This window comes from Polaromonas sp. JS666, from assembly GCF_900103405.1.
In the GTDB taxonomy this organism is placed as follows: Bacteria; Pseudomonadota; Gammaproteobacteria; order Burkholderiales; family Burkholderiaceae_C; genus Polaromonas.
In genome coordinates, this window is the sequence record NZ_FNHX01000001.1 from 660,065 (window position 1) to 677,907 (window position 17,843).

Annotated in this window: 21 protein-coding genes; 6 read left to right on the forward strand and 15 right to left on the reverse strand. The window is 62.1% G+C overall.

The features are described 5' to 3' along the window. The first annotated feature begins 12 nt into the window (after window positions 1-12). The 4 genes from BLQ85_RS03235 to BLQ85_RS03250 all read left to right on the forward strand — a co-directional run bounded on the left by BLQ85_RS03235 (window position 13) and on the right by BLQ85_RS03250 (window position 3,908). Complete coding sequence (locus BLQ85_RS03235; RefSeq protein WP_074574724.1) at window positions 13-495, forward strand: fasciclin domain-containing protein; 483 nt, start codon at window positions 13-15, stop codon at window positions 493-495. Window positions 496-631: 136 nt separating this feature from the next. Continuing rightward, window positions 632-1,774 (forward strand): ABC transporter substrate-binding protein, encoded by a 1,143-nt coding sequence (locus BLQ85_RS03240; RefSeq protein ID WP_074575144.1) that lies wholly within the window; start codon window positions 632-634, stop codon window positions 1,772-1,774. 57 nt (window positions 1,775-1,831) lie between these two features. Beyond that, window positions 1,832-3,331 (forward strand): exopolyphosphatase, encoded by a 1,500-nt coding sequence (ppx, locus tag BLQ85_RS03245; RefSeq protein WP_074574726.1) that lies wholly within the window; start codon window positions 1,832-1,834, stop codon window positions 3,329-3,331. Window positions 3,332-3,455: 124 nt separating this feature from the next. Then, complete coding sequence (locus BLQ85_RS03250; protein ID WP_074574727.1) at window positions 3,456-3,908, forward strand: hypothetical protein; 453 nt, start codon at window positions 3,456-3,458, stop codon at window positions 3,906-3,908. Between the two features lie 126 nt (window positions 3,909-4,034). Here BLQ85_RS03250 and BLQ85_RS03255 read toward each other — a convergent pair whose 3' ends face one another. From BLQ85_RS03255 to BLQ85_RS24515, 8 genes are all read right to left on the reverse strand, one after another. Continuing rightward, window positions 4,035-4,877, reverse strand: coding sequence for a dienelactone hydrolase family protein (locus BLQ85_RS03255; RefSeq protein ID WP_074574729.1), 843 nt, complete (start codon window positions 4,875-4,877; stop codon window positions 4,035-4,037). A 68-nt stretch (window positions 4,878-4,945) separates the two neighbouring features. Continuing rightward, window positions 4,946-5,482, reverse strand: a complete 537-nt coding sequence (locus tag BLQ85_RS03260; protein WP_074574731.1) for an SLOG cluster 4 domain-containing protein — start codon at window positions 5,480-5,482, stop codon at window positions 4,946-4,948. Window positions 5,483-5,506: 24 nt separating this feature from the next. Then, a complete protein-coding gene (locus BLQ85_RS03265; protein WP_074574733.1) occupies window positions 5,507-5,893 on the reverse strand; it encodes a hypothetical protein in 387 nt (128 codons plus the stop codon). 1 nt (window position 5,894) lies between these two features. Then, the gene (locus BLQ85_RS03270; protein WP_074574735.1) at window positions 5,895-6,257 is read right to left on the reverse strand and encodes a hypothetical protein; all 363 of its coding nucleotides are present in this window, start codon (window positions 6,255-6,257) and stop codon (window positions 5,895-5,897) included. 1,073 nt (window positions 6,258-7,330) lie between these two features. Then, window positions 7,331-7,726: a hypothetical protein gene (locus tag BLQ85_RS03275; protein ID WP_074574736.1), complete on the reverse strand. Its 396-nt coding sequence runs from the start codon at window positions 7,724-7,726 to the stop codon at window positions 7,331-7,333. Between the two features lie 138 nt (window positions 7,727-7,864). Next, a complete protein-coding gene (locus BLQ85_RS24100; protein WP_139200871.1) occupies window positions 7,865-8,275 on the reverse strand; it encodes a hypothetical protein in 411 nt (136 codons plus the stop codon). A 626-nt stretch (window positions 8,276-8,901) separates the two neighbouring features. Continuing rightward, window positions 8,902-9,630: a TonB C-terminal domain-containing protein gene (locus BLQ85_RS03280; protein WP_175456035.1), complete on the reverse strand. Its 729-nt coding sequence runs from the start codon at window positions 9,628-9,630 to the stop codon at window positions 8,902-8,904. Next, window positions 9,611-10,015: a hypothetical protein gene (locus BLQ85_RS24515; protein WP_175456036.1), complete on the reverse strand. Its 405-nt coding sequence runs from the start codon at window positions 10,013-10,015 to the stop codon at window positions 9,611-9,613. Before BLQ85_RS24515 ends, BLQ85_RS03280 begins: the two co-directional genes overlap by 20 nt. Before the next feature lie 13 nt (window positions 10,016-10,028). On the opposite strand from BLQ85_RS24515, the gene BLQ85_RS24105 reads away from it, so the two are divergent. Then, window positions 10,029-10,307, forward strand: a complete 279-nt coding sequence (locus BLQ85_RS24105) for a hypothetical protein (RefSeq protein WP_139200872.1) — start codon at window positions 10,029-10,031, stop codon at window positions 10,305-10,307. Window positions 10,308-10,746: 439 nt separating this feature from the next. Here the strand turns inward: BLQ85_RS24105 and BLQ85_RS03290 are convergent, their stop codons facing one another. The 7 genes from BLQ85_RS03290 to arsC form a co-directional block, all read right to left on the reverse strand. Further along, on the reverse strand, window positions 10,747-11,220 hold the full coding sequence (locus tag BLQ85_RS03290) for a SixA phosphatase family protein (protein ID WP_074574741.1): 474 nt from the start codon (window positions 11,218-11,220) through the stop codon (window positions 10,747-10,749). 1 nt (window position 11,221) lies between these two features. Further along, window positions 11,222-13,318, reverse strand: coding sequence for a polyphosphate kinase 1 (ppk1, locus tag BLQ85_RS03295; RefSeq protein ID WP_074574742.1), 2,097 nt, complete (start codon window positions 13,316-13,318; stop codon window positions 11,222-11,224). 50 nt (window positions 13,319-13,368) lie between these two features. Further along, window positions 13,369-14,475, reverse strand: coding sequence for a glycosyltransferase family 4 protein (locus BLQ85_RS03300; protein WP_074574744.1), 1,107 nt, complete (start codon window positions 14,473-14,475; stop codon window positions 13,369-13,371). Next, complete coding sequence (locus tag BLQ85_RS03305) at window positions 14,472-15,458, reverse strand: UDP-2,3-diacylglucosamine diphosphatase (RefSeq protein WP_254779673.1); 987 nt, start codon at window positions 15,456-15,458, stop codon at window positions 14,472-14,474. The genes BLQ85_RS03300 and BLQ85_RS03305 overlap by 4 nt, the downstream gene beginning before the upstream one ends. Continuing rightward, a complete protein-coding gene (locus BLQ85_RS03310; protein ID WP_074574746.1) occupies window positions 15,458-16,324 on the reverse strand; it encodes a GNAT family N-acetyltransferase in 867 nt (288 codons plus the stop codon). The genes BLQ85_RS03305 and BLQ85_RS03310 overlap by 1 nt, the downstream gene beginning before the upstream one ends. A gap of 111 nt (window positions 16,325-16,435) precedes the next feature. Then, a complete protein-coding gene (locus BLQ85_RS03315) occupies window positions 16,436-16,711 on the reverse strand; it encodes a hypothetical protein (protein WP_074574749.1) in 276 nt (91 codons plus the stop codon). Window positions 16,712-16,895: 184 nt separating this feature from the next. Continuing rightward, window positions 16,896-17,330, reverse strand: coding sequence for an arsenate reductase (glutaredoxin) (gene arsC / locus BLQ85_RS03320; RefSeq protein WP_074574751.1), 435 nt, complete (start codon window positions 17,328-17,330; stop codon window positions 16,896-16,898). 120 nt (window positions 17,331-17,450) lie between these two features. Here arsC and BLQ85_RS03325 point away from each other — a divergent pair, with 120 nt between their 5' ends. Further along, window positions 17,451-17,801, forward strand: coding sequence for an ArsR/SmtB family transcription factor (locus BLQ85_RS03325; RefSeq protein ID WP_074574754.1), 351 nt, complete (start codon window positions 17,451-17,453; stop codon window positions 17,799-17,801). Window positions 17,802-17,843: the final 42 nt, after the last annotated feature.

A 17,843-nucleotide genomic window follows, 5' to 3' on the forward strand; every position in this document is an offset into this window, starting at 1 on the left:
AGGAGAAATTCCATGCTGAACCGCCGTTTTCTGGCCATTGCCGCCGCCGTCGCCGCCCTCACCGGCTGCGCCACCTCCTCCACCCCGGTTTCCGTGGCCGACACCATCGCTTCCCAGTCCCAGCTGAGCACGCTCAACGACCTGGTGGCCAAGGCCGGCCTGACGGACACGCTCAAGGGTGCCGGCCCCTACACCGTGTTCGCCCCCACCAACGACGCCTTTGCCAAAGTGCCCGCCAAGACCATGGACGAACTGGCCAAGGACCCGGCCAAACTCAAGGCCGTGCTGAATTACCACCTGATCCCCGGCAAGCTCATGGCCGCCGACGTGAAGAACGGCAACAGCAAAACCGTCAACGGCGCCAATGTGGCCCTGTCCAAGGCCGGCGAATTCGTCATCGTCGAGGACGCCATGGTGCAGACCGCGGACATCTCCGCCACCAACGGCGTGGTGCATCTCGTGGACGCCGTCCTGATCCCGCCAGTCCGCAAATAACCCTTCCGCCAAGGCCGTGCGCCTTGCCTCGGCTTTTGCCCACGTCAGGCCCCTGTTTTCCCCGGAAAGCAGGGGCCTTCACAGTTTTGCCATGCCTCGTCTGACATCTGACGGCGACAAACACCAGGAATTCACCATGCTCCCGCCCAATCCCCTCCTCCCCCGCCGCCGCCTGTTGCAGCACGCCGGCCTGCTGGCGGCCGGCGTTGCCGCGCCCGCATGGGCGCAGCCCGGAAAATCCGCATCGCGCAGCCTCACCGTGGCACAGGTGGTGGATTTTTCCCAGTCGCAACAGGATGTCTCCAAGGACTTCCTGATCGGCTCGCGCGCCGCCTGGCAGGACATCAATGCCAAAGGCGGCATTCGCGGGCGCCGCATCGAGCACCTGACGCTGGAAACCGACGGCACGCCGGCCGGCCTCAAGGTCGCACTCGATTCCGTCAGGGACAACCCCGCCTGCGTGGCCCTGTCCGGCAGCGTCGGTGACCTTGTCGCCGGCCAGCTCGTGGATCTCTCCCACAAGGGTGGGTTGCCGATGGCGCACGTGGCGCCCTGGCTGCAGAACTCCAGTGTCGAGATTGACGACAAGACCTTCCCGATCTTTGCGGCGCGCCAGGAACAGATGGCCTACGCGCTCAAAAGCCTCTCCACCATGGGCCTCAAGGAACTGGGCGCGATCTACGCCACGGCACAGGATTACAGCGCCTACCACGCCGACGTGGAACGCATCGCCGCAGCCCTGCAGCTCAAGTTGCTGCCGTTCAAGGGCGCGGGCGACCTGCGCGCCCTGGGCCAGAAGCTCACGCCGCGCACGCCCGCCGTGCTGCTGTTCGTGGGCGGAACGCCCGAACTGGCCGAATTCACGCAGGGCCTGGAAAAGCAGTCCCGCCAGCGCTACATCGTGGCCCTGGCGGACGTCAACCTGACGACCATGCTGCAGATGGGCGCGGCGCGCAACACCCCCGTGATCGCCACCCAGCCCGTGCCCCTGGTCAACGCCAGCCTGCCGATTGTCAGGAGCTACCGCGAAACCCTGGCGCGCCTGTTTGACGAGCCGCCCGCGGCCCTGAGCCTGGCCGGATTTATCGCCGCGCGCTACACCTATGAAGTGCTCAATGAGGTGGACGGCCCGCTGAACCGCCAGAATGTGCTGGCCGCCTTCCAGCGCCGCGGTGCCATGAACATGGGCGGCTTCAGCGTGAGCTTCAACCCCCAGCGCCGCAGCAGCACCTACGTGACCCAGAGCATGATGACGGTCGACGGCCGGCTCATCGGTTAGGCCGAAATGCTCATGCGGGTCCCGCGCGATAGCTATGCACAGCCCTTAAACTCAGGCATGCAAAATGGAACGCTGCTCGCGGCTGTGGACCTGGGATCCAACAGCTTTCGCCTCGAAATCGGCCGCTTTGACCACGGCCGCATACACCGCACCGAATACATCAAGGAAACCGTCCGCCAGGGCAACGGGCTGGACGCCGACCGCAACCTGACACCGGAAGCCATGCAGCGCGGCTGGGACTGCCTGGCGCGTTTCGGCGAACGGCTGGCGGGCTTCAAGAAACACCAGGTCCGCGCGGTCGCCACCCAGACCCTGCGCGAGGCGCGCAACCGGGAGGAGTTCCTCGCGCGCGCCCACAAAATCCTGGGTTTTCCCATCGACGTCATCCCCGGCCGCGAGGAAGCCCGCCTGATTTACCAGGGCGTGGCGCATTTGCTGCCGCAATCCAACGAGCGCCGACTGGTGGTCGACATTGGCGGCCGCTCCACCGAAATGATCCTTGGCAGGGGCCTGGATGCGCGCACCATGGAGTCCTACCGCGTCGGCAGCGTGGCCTGGTCCATGAAGTATTTCCCCGAGGGACAGTTCACCGCGCGCGCCTTCACGACTGCCGAGGTGGCCGCCAAGGCGGTGCTCGATGAGGCCGTCAATGCCTACCGCGCCGATACCTGGGACACGGCCTACGGTTCCTCGGGCACCATAGGCGCCGTCAGCGACGTGCTCACGGCCGCGGGCTGGCCCGCGGGCCAGGTCACGCGCGAGGGCCTCGATTGGCTGCTGGACCGCCTGCTCAAGGCGCAAAGCGCCGACCGCCTGAAACTCGACGGCATGAAGGACGACAGGCGCGCTGTCATAGGCGGCGGCGTCAGCGTGTTGCGCGCGGTGTTCGAGCTGCTGGGCATTTCGCACATGGAAGCCGCCCAGGGCGCCCTGCGCCACGGCGTGCTTTACGACCTGCTGGACCGCGAACACGACCTGACGGACCTGCGCTCCACTACCGTGCAGCGCCTGGCCAACAAATTCAGCGCCGACCCGGTGCAGGCCCAGCGCGTGAGCAAGGTGGCGCGCCACCTGTTCGCGATGGCCGGCGCCGGCCTGGCCCCAGCCGATTCCGCGCGTTTCCAGCGCAAGCTCGAATGGGCCGCGCAATTGCATGAAATCGGCAGCCAGATCTCGCACAGCGACTACCACAAGCACGGCGCCTATATCCTGGACAACGCCGACGCGCCGGGTTTTGCCCTCCCCGAGCTGCACCGCATCAGCCTGCTGGTGCTGGGCCACCGCGGCAAGCTGCGCAAGCTCGAAATCGACTTCGAGGACCGGGTGTTCATCCAGCAGTTGCTGTGCCTGCGCCTGGCCGTCATCCTGTGCCATGCGCGGCGCGACCCCGACCTCAAAGGCCTGCAGCTCGAATGCGGCGAGCAGCCCGGCCGGATTTTTGTGCTGAACTGCCGCACCGGCTGGGCGCAGGCCTTCCCGCAATCGGCCCACCTGCTGCAGGAAGAAGTGCTGGCCTGGCAGAAGACGCCGTGGACCCTCGTGGTCCCAAATCCCTGATCCATTCCTTGCCGCCCCGCCCTTCAAGCGCATGGGCACCACCCGGCGCGGCTTGACCGTTTTTGAATAAACCGTATAAACTGTATATACGGTTTATTCGACCGCACCCAAAAAGGATCAATCCATGGCTACCAGCAAAAAAGCAACTGCGAAACCCGCCGCACCGGCAAAGCCCAAGGCTCCCGTGAAACCCGCGGCCAAACCCGCCCCGAAAAAAGCGACCACCACCAAGGCGCCTGCCGGCAAAGGCACGGTCAAGAAAGCCATCGTGAAAAAGGCCGGCGCCAAGAAGCCTGCCGCCAAGCCCCAGGCAAGCGCCAAACCTGTGAAGGCCGCCAAGCCAGAGAAAACCAAAAAGCCAAAACTGGTGCGCGACAGCTTCACGATTCCCAAGGCCGAATACGTGGTGCTCGACGACCTCAAGCAACGCGCGGCCAGGCTGACCCGCCCGGCGAAGAAAAGCGAATTGCTGCGCGCCGGCATCAAGCTGCTGGCCGGCCTCTCTGATGCCGCTTTCCTGACGGCGCTGGAGCAGGTTCCCGCGATCAAGACCGGCCGGCCTACGCTTGATTCTTAAACCATCACGCTTGCGGCAGCTTGCCTGCCGCTTGTAGCGACCGGCGCTTCGGTGACGCAAACGCCGTGTCGGCACGGAACATTCACGCGCCCGCCCACGAATCACACAGTTCGATGAGCGGTGCGCTCATTTGTTCTGTGCAAAGAACTCCAGCATGCGCCTAGTGGCGTCTTTGGCCGTTGCCTCGTCATAGACGTAGCCGTTGCGGCCCTCGCCCTGCTTATCCCACCCGTGCGTTGCCCCTGGGTACACATGCCACTGGACCGGCGCGCCCGCAGCCTTCATTTCTTCAAGGAGCGGAAAGCACGATGTGAGCGGAAGTTCCTGGTCAAGCTCACCAAACAGCATCAGGAGAGGCCGATCCGTATCGCGCGTGACGGCCGGGTATCTTCCGCCAAAAACGCATGTCGAATAGTTTGACACCGTGGCGCGAAACCGTAGCGCCGAATCCAGGACCTCGGCGCTCTGTGGCGAAGCCAAGAGCATCGCCGTCGCAGCTCCCCAGCTATAACCCGACTGATAGATACGCGATTTGTCAACGAAGGGCTGCTTCGCCAGGAAGTCAAGCGCGGCGTAGGCGTCCATGGCACCTACAGAACTGGCTATTGGGCGTGTCTGGCAACTGCTGATTCCCCGGGGACCGAAGCTGTCAAGCATGAGCACCACATAGCCGCTCTCAAGCAATTCGCGGCCATGAATCCGCATGTGCGCGTTCGCAATTCCGCCGCAGGTGTGCATGAGAACGACGGCAGGAAATGGGCCTTCGCCAGACGGCTTGAATGTGTAGTTCGACAGCCGGCTGAACGCGTCGATTGAACCCTTGACCTCCGTCTCCATGCTCACAGGCTTTTGGCCTTGTGTCCTCTTTCGGAGGGTGTCGCGAATGTCTTGCGCGTGTACGAATGTGCTGAGCGCAAACGACAGCAGCACCATGATCCAGCCGCGAATCAGTTCCGGTTGTTGTTGCATGTGGTTCTCAAAAAGCGTTCGCGAAACAGCTTATACCCAAAAAAAACAAGGCAACTCTTTCGATATTTTCAATATAGCACTGGGGCCGCGCTCTTGACCAAGCCAAGACTGCGCAGATTCGCCTCCAACTCGGCGATGGTGCTCCAAGGCAAGATGGGGGAGTTTTCCCGCTCGTCGGGAGGATGGGACGGCAGTTCATCAGACCACCCGCCGCAGCCGACCAGCGGAAGCAAAGGCCGTTTGTGGAGCCACGCCAGATGCACCTCGGATTTGGTACCCGCGCGCCCACCGATGACGATGCAGGCATCGCCCGCAAGGGCCATCAGGAGGTTACGGGCATCTCCCATGCCGCAAGGCAGTACGACTGTGGCGGGCCAATCCGGCGCGGGCATTTGGTCTGGCGGCACGATGCTGAGCACCAGGCCGTTTGCCTGAATCGCGCGCTCGGCAGCAACCCTGGTTGCGGGACTGCCGCACCCGCTCACCGCGGTGATACCCAGTCTGGCCAGCGCTTCACCCGCCTCACCGGCGAGTTCATAGGCGCGGGAGCCGGGCTCGGCGCTGCCGAGTACACAAACCTGGGGTTTTCGATGGGATGCAATCATGGTGGGGCCCTGTCGACTGCGGTGTCATGCCTCTGCTGATGCGCCCTGGCGATAGAGCGAGCCCGCCAGAATGGCAAGGCCGATCGCCGGACCAGGGGCGACATACATGACCATGACAAACCATACGCATGCCAGGGCGCCCGAGGTAAAGAACAGCCATTCCCGGATGCGCAGCCGCGCTACGGAGAGCTGCACCGCCACCAGGGAGGCAAAAAAAGCCAAAGGCCAGGCGATCGAGATATCCGCCGAAATACGCCGGAGTCCCGCCAATGGAATGGCGCCCAGTCCATCCAGCGTTCCCCATACAGCGGCAAAGATGAATACGGCCGCGTTAAACCACGCGAAGCCAAGATTGAGCCGGGCGATGGCCTTGTTGGACTGAGGCCTGGCGATGAATGGGCTGGAGCGCATCTCAGTGCCTCGCGCCCTGGCTCTTGACCAGCGCCAGCGTTTGCGAACAAACCACGTCGCGATTCGGCGCGGCCTTGATGCTCGCATAAAAAGCGTCGCCCTCTTTCCGCCCTTGAAGAAAGACCTGCTCGATATTGATCCCTAGGCTGGCGTAGAGCTGCTCTCCGCCCTTGGTATCGGCATCAAACCGCACCTTGTAGGCCTTGAGCGTCTCCGCCGGCGCGCCGCAGTGCTCGGCGACCTGGTAAGTCTTTCCGCTGGAGAGCCCCCCGGTCACAATCATCTCCTTGATCCCGGCGGGCGCGGGCTGCGCGTGAGCCCCGAACGAAAGACAGGCAAGAACCACAAAAAAGGCCTGACGCATCTATATCCCCCTGTGCTTAAAGATCGCGAATGCCGCAAAGCCCGCAGCATAACCCAAGGAGTTGCCAGCTAATTCAGAGCACCTCAGGCGACTGGACCGTCACCACTAATGGATTACCGATGAGTGACTTCAACTCTTCGTGCCTTTCTCGTTCTGCTGGTAAGGCAGGGTGTAAGTCCTGGCCGACGAGCGAAGGGGCAGGCGTCAGTGCTCCGTCGCGCAGTAGCAGGGGCTAGTTCAATGCCAACAACCTCGTGGGCATCGTGAACAAGCAGGATGAATTTGCTGTTGGGCTTTCGCAGATCAGGCGGTACGAGCTTTAGCGGTATGGACTGGACAAGCGCGCGCATCAGGTGAGCGCCAGGGGGAACCTTGCCGAGTTTCAAGCGTAGCCCACGATCTTGATGAGTCGTTGCATTGTGTTGTCTAGCGTTGGAACTGACCGGGCTGCAACATTCGCGGCAGAGCCGCCTGGTGCAGTTGCGGGCCTGTGTTCAGCGGCATGTTAAGTCTCATTTTTTTCGTGAACCGGAGAAACTTATCGCAATTCGCAACCCGGTTCATTCCAATATCCCCTAATGTCAAGTTCAACTAACCCAAGACTGAGGGATGTTGCACCCTTACTCGGTGACTCCACATGCACAGCATGCGGAGGTATACCTGCTTTCAGAACCAGTGTTCGGACGTACTCGGCGCGCTCTGCTCCGATGCTGCCGCTATGACCAGTTCCCGAAGGACCGTCGCCGTGCCCGACAATCACAACATACTCAAGAACGCAAAGGCCAGCGCTCTTGAGTTCCAAAAGCTTTGCGTAGAGACGCTCTCTGGCAGGAGCCGGCAGAGCCACTGCATTTCTAGCGAACCGAAAATCAATTGCCCCTGTCACCATCCGTGGTGTTATCGCAAAAGCAGAGGTTGCCAGAAAGGTTTGAAGAAGCATCGCAAAAAGCAATACTATGCGCATAGTGAGACCTAACGTTGAAAGCCGCCAGCGCACAACATACCCGGCAAAGCCGTAGCCTGATCTTGCGTGTCCGCGTGGGTCGACCTGTTAGACCGCAGCGCAGACTGTTTCATGACCTGAAGAGCCCCAAAATCCGTGGAACGCAAAGCAGCAAAGCGAATGCCGCGATCGGGAATCCATAAAGCAATGTTCGCAGCCTGTCGCGGCTCGGAATCAGTGCAAGGAGCAGGAACACAGCGCTCACCGCTTGCATTAGAAGGAAAAAGTAACCGGCGCCAATCAGAGTATGCAAGTTCCGGCTCAGGCCGTTAGGGCCAGGCGCATCGAGAACTGACTGGAGCCGAACGTAGGTCACAGCGAGAATGGCCCATCCGACGATGCTGGTGATGCAAGAAATGGATCCCAGCGCGTTGGCAATCCAGCGAGCCGTCCTGATAGCCGCTTTTTCACGCAACCCTTGTGCAAGGACTTCGGCGATCGCATGATCGGCAGACAGCATTGCCATGCGTTCTAACGTAAAAATGTCCAAAGTTGGTGCTCGATGTCGACCGACATGGCTAACGTTGGACGTAAGGGGCGGCTCGCGGCTTGCCGCAAGACGTCCCCTTGACGGAGGGGTTAGGCGGCTGGAGGCTTCGATTCATCATGGTGTCCCGGAGTCGACTCTTGTGCCGCTATTCTTCTCGACGATGGAAAAACTCCATCGCATTGCTTTGGGATCATCTTGGACAGCAAAGGTGTAGGTCTTCCCTGGTTCCGCATTGAAATAGCGTGTGATACCAGCTCCTTTGAAGCTGCTAGAGTTGATCCCAGCAGTGACCGAACGACGCCCGGGAGTCAGTTCAAATCGGCTGAACCAGCCAAAGCCCCGAGGCTGGCCGTCAATGTCAGTAATGAAGAACTTGGCGCCGCCAAAGTGTTCGTGCTCCAAAACGGCAATGGCGTCTGGGCCGCCCTGCGGAAGATCGGGGCTCTTGTATACGGACGTGGCCGCACAGCCGGCGAGCAGGAAAGCTGAGAGAACGACAAAGACTGAAATGAGTGATCGCAGCATGTGTTGAGTTGGAGGGTAGAGTTAACAATTTTGCCACTTAGCGTCGACGCTGACCCGAACGCAACCAACGCAGCGAAGCCACAGCCCTCAGTTGTGTTTCCGTGTCGAGCAAAACGTTATGCATTCGGTGCTACTCTCTGGTTCAAGGCCTCGGACATGTACTCGAGAATCTGCACGAGAGCGACGGCACGAGTGACGTCCAGGCTACAACGCGACCCCGCATCCAGTGCAAGCGCCACAAGCGGCTCAGTCTCATGAGCCATTAGCTGAAGTATCTCCGCCTCGGTCCAAAGTTTGCACGATTGACGCACATCCCCCTCGACACGGGCTGGCTCCGCAACCTGCTTTTCGGATACGTCCCAGATTGAACGAGCTTCGTCCGCAATAATTCCAGCAATCTCCTTTGCATCCTGTGCGGAAAGGACGCAATAAGCAGAGCCCTCCGGATCAAGTTCAAGTAAAACCCTTGAGGATTCACTCCAAATTGAAACTCGACCTCGAACTACGAGCCAACTATGAACTTTCGACATGGCGTCCCCTTGCGGCATAACGTCTGAAATGACCGGCGGTGCATAGGCGGACGAAGCCCGCCGCAACGACGTCCATGTCAATTGATTTGTTAGACGTCATGGCCATCTGCATCTTTCTGCCTCCGGTAGGTCATCAGGAAGGGGCTTTTCGTCGCGAGTGAAGGCAAACTGTGTCACAACGATTAGGTTCCGATAAGGCCTGGACCGGTCAACGACGATTTCAGCAGGGAGGTCACCGAACGGCGCAGACGCGGCAACGAGCTTCGGAATATGTCTATCAATGAGACGTTCACCCGAGGAGTCGACAATGTCGGTCTTCACAAGCCTCCCGCGACGGTCCAGTGTAATTGCTGCGGTCGCCCTCCCATGCAGCTTCTGCGCATTGCGCATCGGGAAATGCCTCGTACCGCAATCCTCCAGCCGACGCTTCATCCGCTCGTAATACGCGGCCATCAGCGGTGTGAACTTCGAATTCGGCGAAACGTACAGGTCCTGCGGCGCGCGAATACGGCGTTCTATCTCGTTGAGCCTCGCCTTCAATTCCTCCTTGCGCGGGGAATCTTCCATGCTCTGGATGTCCCGCTGTAGCTTTCGCAGAAGGGCTTCTTGGTCCTTCTCCATGCGCTGGATCTTCTGCTCTACGTTTGGTGCCGCGGTCTCAGCGTGCGCAAGGGCGGTCCCTATGGGGGCAAGCGCGACCGCCAGCGACAGCGTCCAAATTCGGCACTGCTTCATCGGTGACGTCCAACGTTTGACACGAGAGGTCTGACCCAGCTTCCCGGGGTGGATTCTCTCGATGGAAGGGTTAGGCAACGGTTTTGCCATGGCATGCAGCCTTGCCCTGAACATGCCCACGAAGGCAGCCAAGGACCTCAAACGTTGCATCATTTTCAACGATGGTAAAGCGCTGGCCTCCGGTTGCGCTTATATGCCACGCCCTCGTGGGGGTAGCGAGATCTTGCCGCAGCTTGGAAAGGAAAAGCTCTATGTCTTTGACTGCCGACACCGCTTCTTGCTCATACCCTTTTGTAATACGAGCGTCTTTGGCGATGTCTAGCCGAATGCAGTAGGTGGCGTAATGGACCTCCGCGGAAATGACTCGGTCGTCACGGCGAATGGTTGCACCAGCCTGCAAGGCAGAGAGAACTTCCGCCTTGTGTTTGAACTGTACGTCCGAAGTGAGACACCGAGGCAGGTCTGGACTATTCATCAGGCCACTCACAGTGCAGGTATTCAAGGCGATTCTGAACGGCATCTGTGATCTCGATCCAATGCCTCACTCCCCCGCTCAGAAGAACATCATGAATGCGGTGCGCATTTGCTCGAAGCACTACCGCTGTGGCAGCGGTACCTTCGATGGTTGCCTCGTCTTCAGTGTTCTGATCGAACTCAAAGGTGAACGACTCGCATTCGAGGACCGCGATGCTGTACTTGCGCTCACTAATGCGGAGCCCTACTCGTTCAAGCAAGACGGCAAACAATTCCTGCGTTACGCAGCCTGAGACCTGTCCGTGGGCAAAATGCCGATCCTCGAATGGATTGTGTCGCATGGTGCTCTGCGCGAGAGGCCTAACGTAATGTATGTCGTAAAACTCCCGCCACAACCTGGCTCTTGCAATCTAATCTGGACATTCAAATCTCCCGTGGTTCGCTTGTGTGCTGAATTTCAAAGCAATGCGCAGCAAATTCACACCGCCATAAAAGCTCTATGAAGCCCCACGCCCTCCCCTGCAGTCTACCCGCCTCCCTGATCAAATTCCGAAGCAGGGTTCGGTAAATTTGCACCATAAATTCAGCACCAAACTCGCTTGTACTAGGTGCGTTTTTGTCCATCGGCACAGGCGCAACGGCCAGATGCCGTATTCACGGGAAATGAGACACGAGGTACAAGCCTTTCGCCCGATACCGGAGAACGAGCGGGGCCGTGCCAGCAAACGCAGCTCAAAGCACCTCAGGCGACTGCACCGTCACCACCACGGTCTGGTTGTGGCCTTCGCGGTCGCGGCTGCGCAGCCACCAGAGCGCGCCCTTCTTGACGGGGCAATCGCTGGCCTGCAGGCCCAGCAGCTGGGCGATGGTTTCACCGAGTATGGGCTGGTGGCCCACCACCAGGATGGGCGACTTGGCCGAGGGCCATTGCACCAGCTCCAGCAGCTGCGCGGCCGTGGCATCGGGCGCCAGTTCGTTCCTGATCTTGTACTTGCGTCCCAGTGCCAACGCGGTCTGCTCGCAGCGGCGCGCCGGGCTCACAAAAATGCGCGCGCCTTCGGGCAGCTGGCGGTCCAGCCAGTTGGCCATGCGGGCCGCCTGCTTCTCGCCGCGCGCCGTGAGCGAGCGCTCGAGGTCGCTGCCACCTTGGGGATCACCTTCTGGCCAGTCTTCCGCTTCCGCATGACGCCACAAGATGAGGTCCATGTCATTTGTCCTGGTGTTGGGGGGCCGAATAGCGGGCCATCAGGGCGGCCTGCGCGCCGTGGCGCGGCAATTCGCCCTGGGAGCCCACCCGAAGGTAGCTGCCGTCGGGCTGCAAGTCCCAGGCGTCGCGCCCATCGTGCAGGTAGGCCACCAGGCATTCGTCGATGATGCGCTGGCGAATCACCGGGTCGGTCACCGGCCAGGCCAGCTCGACCCGGCGCAGCATGTTGCGGTTCATCCAGTCGGCGCTGGAGAGCAGCAGGGTCTCCTCTTCGGCGCAGCGGAAGTAGAAGACGCGCGAATGCTCGAGGAAGCGGCCGATGATGGAGCGCACCCGGATGTTGTCGGTCACGCCCGGCACCTGGGCCGGCAGCATGCAGGCGCCGCGCACGATCAGGTCGATCTTCACGCCGCAGCGCCCTGCCCTCACCAGCGCCAGCATCAGGTCTTCATCGGTCAGCGCATTCATCTTGGCCACCAGGCGCGTGTCCTTGCCCTGCAGGGCAGCCTCGCCCAGCGCATCGATTTTTTCGATCAGCTTGTGGTGCAGCTGGAAGGGCGCGAGCAGCAAATGGTGCAGCTTGGGCAGGCGGCTCTGGCTGGCCAGGTGCACAAACACGTTGTCGATGTCGGCCGTCATCAGCGGATCCGCCGTGAGGTAGCTGATGTCGGTGTAGAGCCGCGCCGTGCGTGGGTTGTAGTTGCCGGTGGACAGGTGGGCGTAACGCGCCAGCTGCCGGCCTTCGCGGCGCGTCACCAGCAGCATCTTGGCATGGGTCTTCAGGCCCACCACGCCGTACACCACCTGCGCGCCTATGGATTCCAGCATTTCCGCCCAGTTGATGTTGGCCTCTTCGTCAAAGCGCGCCTTGAGCTCCACCACCACGGTGACTTCCTTGCCGCGCCGCACGGCCTCGCGCAGCAGCACCATCAACTCCGAGTCAGCGCCGGTGCGGTAAATCGTCTGCTTGATGGCCAGCACCTGCGGGTCGTTGACGGCCTCGCGCAGGAAGGCGAGCACGCCGTCAAAGCTCTCGAAGGGCTGGTGGATGGACACGTCGCCTTCCTTGAGCCGCTCGAAAAAAGACTGGCCGGGCTGCAGCTGTGTCGGGTAGCAGGGGCGGTAGCTGGGGAACAGCAGCTTGGGGTCGTTGACCAGGTCCACCAGCTGCGTGAGACGCACCAGGTTCACCGGGCCGTGAACGCGGTACAGCGACGGCGCCGGCAGGTTGAACTGCTTGAGCAGGAAGTTGGCCAGGTATTCCGAACAGCCGGCCGACACCTCCAGGCGAACGGCCTGGCCGTAGTGGCGCTGCTCCAGCCCCTGGCGCAAGGCGGTGCGCAGGTTCTTGACGTCGTCCTCGTCCACCGCGAGATCCGAATGGCGGGTGACACGGAACTGCGAAAACTGGCCCATCTCGCGGCCGGGAAACAGCTCGGCCAGGTGGGCGCGGATCACGCTGGAGAGCGAGACGAACAGCCTGTCCTCCTTGTGGTGGCCGCGCGCCGGCATGTGGATCAGCCGCGGCAACACGCGCGGCACCTTGACGATGGCGATGTCGTTCTCGCGGCCGAAGGCGTCATGGCCGCCCAGCCGCACGATGAAGTTCAGCGACTTGTTGGCCACCTGCGGAAAGGGGTGGGACGGGTCCAGCCCGACCGGGATCAGCAGCGGCCGCACTTCCCGCTCGAAATACTCCTTGACCCAGCGCCGCTGGGCGGTGTTGCGCTCGCCGTGCGAGACGATGCGTATGCCCTGGCGCTCAAAGGCCGGCAGCAGGTCGTCGTTGTAAAGCGAATACTGGCGCGCCACCATGTCGTGCGCGGCGGACGACAAAGCCTTGAAGGACTGCACCGAATACGGCGCTTTCTGTTCATTGGCCTGGGCCGCCGTCAGGTGGGGCGCGGTGCGGACCTCAAAAAACTCGTCCAGGTTGGACGACACAATGCACAAAAACCTCAGCCGTTCCAGCAGCGGCACATCCGGGCGCTTGGCCCAGTCCAGCACCCGCTCATTAAAGGCAAGAATGCTGTGGTCGCGGTCCAGGAACTGGACGGGGGGCGCGGCAGCGGCCACCGAAGCGGGTGAAGTGGGCATCAACAAGGCATTTACGTGTCATTAGTAACAAGTCACAGTGTTGACGTGTTTCATGACAATGGCGTGACAGTACTTTTGACTGATGGTGCACCGGCCTGAAAAGGCTGGCAAGTGCTGCCCATGACCTTGTTGTGTCCAGCGGCTACGAGGAAAGACTCAAAAAGCTGCGCCGCATGGCCCCAGCTGAAGTCCAGCGCGCGTTGGCGTGCTTCATGGCGCGGCACGGCCAGCGCACCGTAACAAGCCTGTTGCAAATCTTCGTTCATGACACCGCCGTGACAGCTTCCGTCGCCTTTGCCTAGCACTTCCAGCGGGCCGTCGACCGGATAGGCCGCCACCGGCGTGCCGGTGGCCATGGCTTCGAGCATCACCAGGCCGAAGGTTTCCGAGCGGCTCGGGAACACAAAGACGTCGGCCGCGGCATAGACCTTGGCCAGCTCGTCGCGGGCCAGCACGCCCATCCAGCGAACCTGGGGGTAACGCTGCTGAAGGGACTCTTCCAGCGGCCCCACGCCGCAGACCACCTTGGTGCCGGGGATGTCCAGCTTGAGGAAGGATTCGATATTTTTTTCGTACGACACCCGGCCCACAAACAGCGACACCGGGCGCAGCAGCGTGCCCATGGGCGGGTGCGGGCGCGGCTGCGACTCGAAGCCGAAAAGCGCTGTGTCCACGCCATGCGTCCAGCCGCGCAGGTTCTGAAAGCCGCGCTGCTCCAGCATGCGCAGCACGCCCTGGGTGGGCACCATCACGCCCGACGAAGGCCTGTGGAAATGGCGGAACAGCGCATAACCCCAGGACAGCGGGATTTTGAGCGCCGCATGCAGGATCTCGGGGAACTTGGTGTGAAAGGCCGTGGTAAAGCGCAGGCCGCGCTTGAGGCAGTAGCCACGCGCCGCCCAGCCGAGCGGGCCTTCGGTGGCGATGTGGATGGCTTCGGGCTGGAAGGCATCCAGCTTGTCGGTCAGCCCGCGCTTGGGCCGCACCGCCAGGTCTATGCCGGCATAACCGGGGCAAGGCCGCGTCTTGAAGAGATTCGGGTGGATGACTTCCACCTGGTGGCCCAGCTCCGCGAGTTCACGTACCAGTTCCACCAGTGTGGTGACGACGCCGTTGACCTGCGGCTGCCAGGCGTCGGTGACCAGGGCGATCCTCATGCCTGCACCTCGCCCCTACGGTTGCTCACTTCGTGTAGCGTCCTGCCCCCCGAGGGGGCCGCTGCGCCTGCGGCCTGGCCAAGCCAGTTCCGCGGCCCCGGCTCGAAAAGAGGAGAGTCCTCTGCACCGCCCACGTTTTGCAGCGGCTCCCGGCGACGGTTTTCGTTCGAGGGAGCCCAGTGCACCAGCTCCAGCGTGCCGTCATAGTTCTCAACCAGCGCGGTGCGGCTTTCCACCCAGTCGCCGTCGTTGCAGTAAAGCACGCCGTTGATCTCGCGCATCTCGGCGCGGTGGATGTGGCCGCAGACCACACCCTGGTGGCCGCGCCGGCGCGCTTCGTTGGCCACCGCCACCTCGAAATCGGTGACGTAATTGAGCGCGCTCTTGACCTTTTGTTTCAGGTAGGCCGATAGCGACCAGTAAGGCAGGCCCATGCGGGCGCGCAGGCCGTTCAGGTAGCGGTTGAGTTTGAGCGTGAATTCATACAGGTTGTCGCCCACGTAGGCGAGCCACTTGGCGCACTGCACCACCGCATCGAAGTAGTCGCCGTGGATGATCCACAACTGGCGGCCGTCGGCGGTGGTGTGCACGGCTTCATCGATGACCTCGATGCCGCCGAACTGGTTGCCGATAAATTCACGCGCAAACTCATCATGGTTGCCTGGTACATACACCACGCGGCAGCCCTTGCGGGCGCGGCGCAGCAGCTTTTGCACCACGTCGTTGTGCGACTGCGGCCAGTACCAGCGACGGCGCAGCTGCCAGCCGTCCACGATGTCGCCGACCAGGTACAGGTTGTCGCTGGGGTGGGCCTTGAGAAAATCCAGCAGGGCCGCCGCCTGGCAGCCCGGTGTGCCCAGGTGGATGTCGGAGATGAAGATGGTTCGGTAACGCTTGCGCAGCAAATCGTCATCGTCGTGCTCGTCCCCGCCCCCGTCGAAGCCGTTGCCCAGCGCCCCCATGGCGTCAAACATGTTGCGCATCAGGCCTCCGTGGCGTTGCCCGGCACCGGTTTGCCGGAAAAATGCTTGAGGTAGCGTGGCGGCAGGTCAGCGATGCGCATCATCATGGGCAGGTCGGCCGAATTGAAATCCGGGTCCCAGGCCGGCGCGCCCAGCACCTTGGCGCCCAGGCGCAAATAGCCCTTGATCAGCGCGGGCGGCTCCACGTCCAGCGTGTCGTCGAGCTTCTCGACGGGCAGCGCCAGGCGCGGCGTGACGCGGTATTCGATAGGGGCCAGATGCGTCTGGCGCACCTGGCGCCAGATGCTGGCGGCCGCGTGGCCGTTGGACACGCCGTTGTGCTGCATCGGGATGCTGGCGCAGCCAATCATGGTGTCGAGCTGGTTGCGCGACATGAATTCGGCCAACGCGCCCCACAGCGCCAGGATCACGCCGCCGTGGCGGTGGTCGGCATGCACGCAGCTGCGGCCCAGCTCAACCATGCGCTCGCGCAGCGCGCGCAGGCGGGTCAGGTCGAATTCGGTGTCGCTGTAGGTGCTGCCCACGCGCTTGGCCTGGGTGGGCGTGAGCACGCGGTAGGTGCCAATCACTTCCAGGCTGTCGGCGTCGCGCACCAGCAAGTGCTCGCAATAATCGTCAAACAGGTCCACGTCGTGGCCGGGCAGCGTCTTGGACAGCGTGGCGCCCATCTCGAGCGCGAAGACCTGGTACCTCAGGCGCTGCGCCTGCCGAACCTCGTCCTGGTGCCGGGCCCAGCTGACCGAGATTTTGCCCACGGGAGCCCTTTGAACAGGGGCTGGACTGACAGCATGACCGCTTTGATGAAGTGACCCCCGTGGCATTGCGACGGGCGACAATGCAAAAGTGGGATTGGGCAGTTCTTTCATGGCTAACTCCTTGTTCCTTGTTTCCTTGTGTCTCAACAACTTCGGCAAGCTCACTGACGCGCGGCATTTCTTCGCCGCCTGTAAAAAAGCCCCATAAAGGGGCTTGGACACTCAATCACCAGCGGACAGCGAAACCGCCTTGCCGGGCCGCCCCAGGCCGGCCATCAGCGCCGGCCGCGCGTTCGACAAACCTTCCAGCCAGGGCCGGGTGCCGGCCTTGAAGCGCAGGCCGCCGGGACTGTTGGCCAGGGCCTGGGCCGTGCAGCGCAGGATGCGCAGGCACTGCTTGTTCAAGTCCTGTATGCCGGCGCCCAGGCCGCGGGCGGCGCCTGTGTCCTGCCTGTCATGTGAAGAGAGTCCCATCGGGTGCTCAGTCATGCTGGTCATGACGTGATTCTGGGAGTGGGGGGTGACGCGTTCGTGTCAGTTCAATGGCAGTTGTGTGACACGGCGCGGCGAGCCTGAAGGAGTGGCTGGAAAGCCACAGGCCGGGAGAAGGCGGAGTAGAAATCCGCGGGGGAGACCGCAGCGCGCGGGTTCGCGCGCCGGGATAAAAACAATACGGCGGGACTTAAGGCTTGGCCACGCGCTCGCCGCGCTCATTGATGACCTGCTCGCCGTCCTCTTTGGCGAAGGCGCCGCGCTGCGGCAAGGGCAGGATGTCGAGCACGGCTTCCGAGGGCCGGCACAGCCGCGTGGCCAGCGGCGTGACCACGATGGGCCGGTTGATCAGCACGGGATGGGCCAGCATGACATCCAGCAGCGCCTCGTCGTCCTGCCCGCCCAGGCCCAGCTCCTGGTAGATGGCTTCTTTTTGCCGGACCACGTCACCCACGGGCACGCCCATCTGCACAATCAGTTCCCGCAGCTTCTCGCGCGTGGGCGGCGTCTTGAGGTATTCGATGATTTCGGGCTCTATGCCGGCATTGCGTATCAGCCCCAGCACATTGCGCGAAGTGCCGCATTTTGGGTTGTGGTAAATCGTGACCTTGGGGACGGCTGACATGCGGTTTCGCTCCTGGAAGTGGACGGGTTGAGAAAGAGAAGGGAGAAACGAGAGGGGCTGAGAATACGGCAAGTTGCATCGATTCAATAATTCAATTATATTTGAATCATGGAATCTTTAATGCAAACCCAGCCATCGGCCGTCCTCGATGAAAGCGCCGCCGTCAAGGCGCTGGCCGCCCTGGCCCAGGCCCAGCGCCTGCGCGCCTTTCGCGCCCTGGTGGTGGCCGGCCCCGAGGGACTGACGCCGGGCACCATCGCCGAACAACTGGGCATTGCCGCCAGCGCGCTGTCTTTCCACCTCAAGGAACTCTCGCATTCGGGCCTGGTTAGTAGCGAGGCGCGCGGCCGCAACCTGATCTACCGCGCCAATTTCGGCCAGATGAACGCCCTGCTCGGCTATTTGACCGAGCACTGCTGCGAAGGCGGCGCCTGCGAAGTCGGCCCGCAGGCCGGCTGCGCCACCTGCTGATCCCGTCCCCCTCACCCCACCATCCCACCACCCCAGGAGAGC

Excerpts from the sequence above, each read along its gene's own strand:
- BLQ85_RS03235 (WP_074574724.1), top strand. The coding sequence starts at position 13 with ATGCTGAACCGCCGTTTTCTGGCCATTGCCGCCGCCGTCGCCGCCCTC.
- BLQ85_RS03240 (WP_074575144.1), top strand. The coding sequence starts at position 632 with ATGCTCCCGCCCAATCCCCTCCTCCCCCGCCGCCGCCTGTTGCAGCAC.
- ppx (WP_074574726.1), top strand. The coding sequence starts at position 1,832 with ATGCAAAATGGAACGCTGCTCGCGGCTGTGGACCTGGGATCCAACAGC.
- BLQ85_RS03250 (WP_074574727.1), top strand. The coding sequence starts at position 3,456 with ATGGCTACCAGCAAAAAAGCAACTGCGAAACCCGCCGCACCGGCAAAG.
- BLQ85_RS03255 (WP_074574729.1), bottom strand. The coding sequence starts at position 4,877 with ATGCAACAACAACCGGAACTGATTCGCGGCTGGATCATGGTGCTGCTG.
- BLQ85_RS03260 (WP_074574731.1), bottom strand. The coding sequence starts at position 5,482 with ATGATTGCATCCCATCGAAAACCCCAGGTTTGTGTACTCGGCAGCGCC.
- BLQ85_RS03265 (WP_074574733.1), bottom strand. The coding sequence starts at position 5,893 with ATGCGCTCCAGCCCATTCATCGCCAGGCCTCAGTCCAACAAGGCCATC.
- BLQ85_RS03270 (WP_074574735.1), bottom strand. The coding sequence starts at position 6,257 with ATGCGTCAGGCCTTTTTTGTGGTTCTTGCCTGTCTTTCGTTCGGGGCT.
- BLQ85_RS03275 (WP_074574736.1), bottom strand. The coding sequence starts at position 7,726 with ATGGCAATGCTGTCTGCCGATCATGCGATCGCCGAAGTCCTTGCACAA.
- BLQ85_RS24100 (WP_139200871.1), bottom strand. The coding sequence starts at position 8,275 with ATGCTGCGATCACTCATTTCAGTCTTTGTCGTTCTCTCAGCTTTCCTG.
- BLQ85_RS03280 (WP_175456035.1), bottom strand. The coding sequence starts at position 9,630 with ATGGCAAAACCGTTGCCTAACCCTTCCATCGAGAGAATCCACCCCGGG.
- BLQ85_RS24515 (WP_175456036.1), bottom strand. The coding sequence starts at position 10,015 with ATGAATAGTCCAGACCTGCCTCGGTGTCTCACTTCGGACGTACAGTTC.
- BLQ85_RS03290 (WP_074574741.1), bottom strand. The coding sequence starts at position 11,220 with ATGGACCTCATCTTGTGGCGTCATGCGGAAGCGGAAGACTGGCCAGAA.
- ppk1 (WP_074574742.1), bottom strand. The coding sequence starts at position 13,318 with ATGCCCACTTCACCCGCTTCGGTGGCCGCTGCCGCGCCCCCCGTCCAG.
- BLQ85_RS03300 (WP_074574744.1), bottom strand. The coding sequence starts at position 14,475 with ATGAGGATCGCCCTGGTCACCGACGCCTGGCAGCCGCAGGTCAACGGC.
- BLQ85_RS03305 (WP_254779673.1), bottom strand. The coding sequence starts at position 15,458 with ATGCGCAACATGTTTGACGCCATGGGGGCGCTGGGCAACGGCTTCGAC.
- BLQ85_RS03310 (WP_074574746.1), bottom strand. The coding sequence starts at position 16,324 with ATGAAAGAACTGCCCAATCCCACTTTTGCATTGTCGCCCGTCGCAATG.
- BLQ85_RS03315 (WP_074574749.1), bottom strand. The coding sequence starts at position 16,711 with ATGACCAGCATGACTGAGCACCCGATGGGACTCTCTTCACATGACAGG.
- arsC (WP_074574751.1), bottom strand. The coding sequence starts at position 17,330 with ATGTCAGCCGTCCCCAAGGTCACGATTTACCACAACCCAAAATGCGGC.
- BLQ85_RS03325 (WP_074574754.1), top strand. The coding sequence starts at position 17,451 with ATGCAAACCCAGCCATCGGCCGTCCTCGATGAAAGCGCCGCCGTCAAG.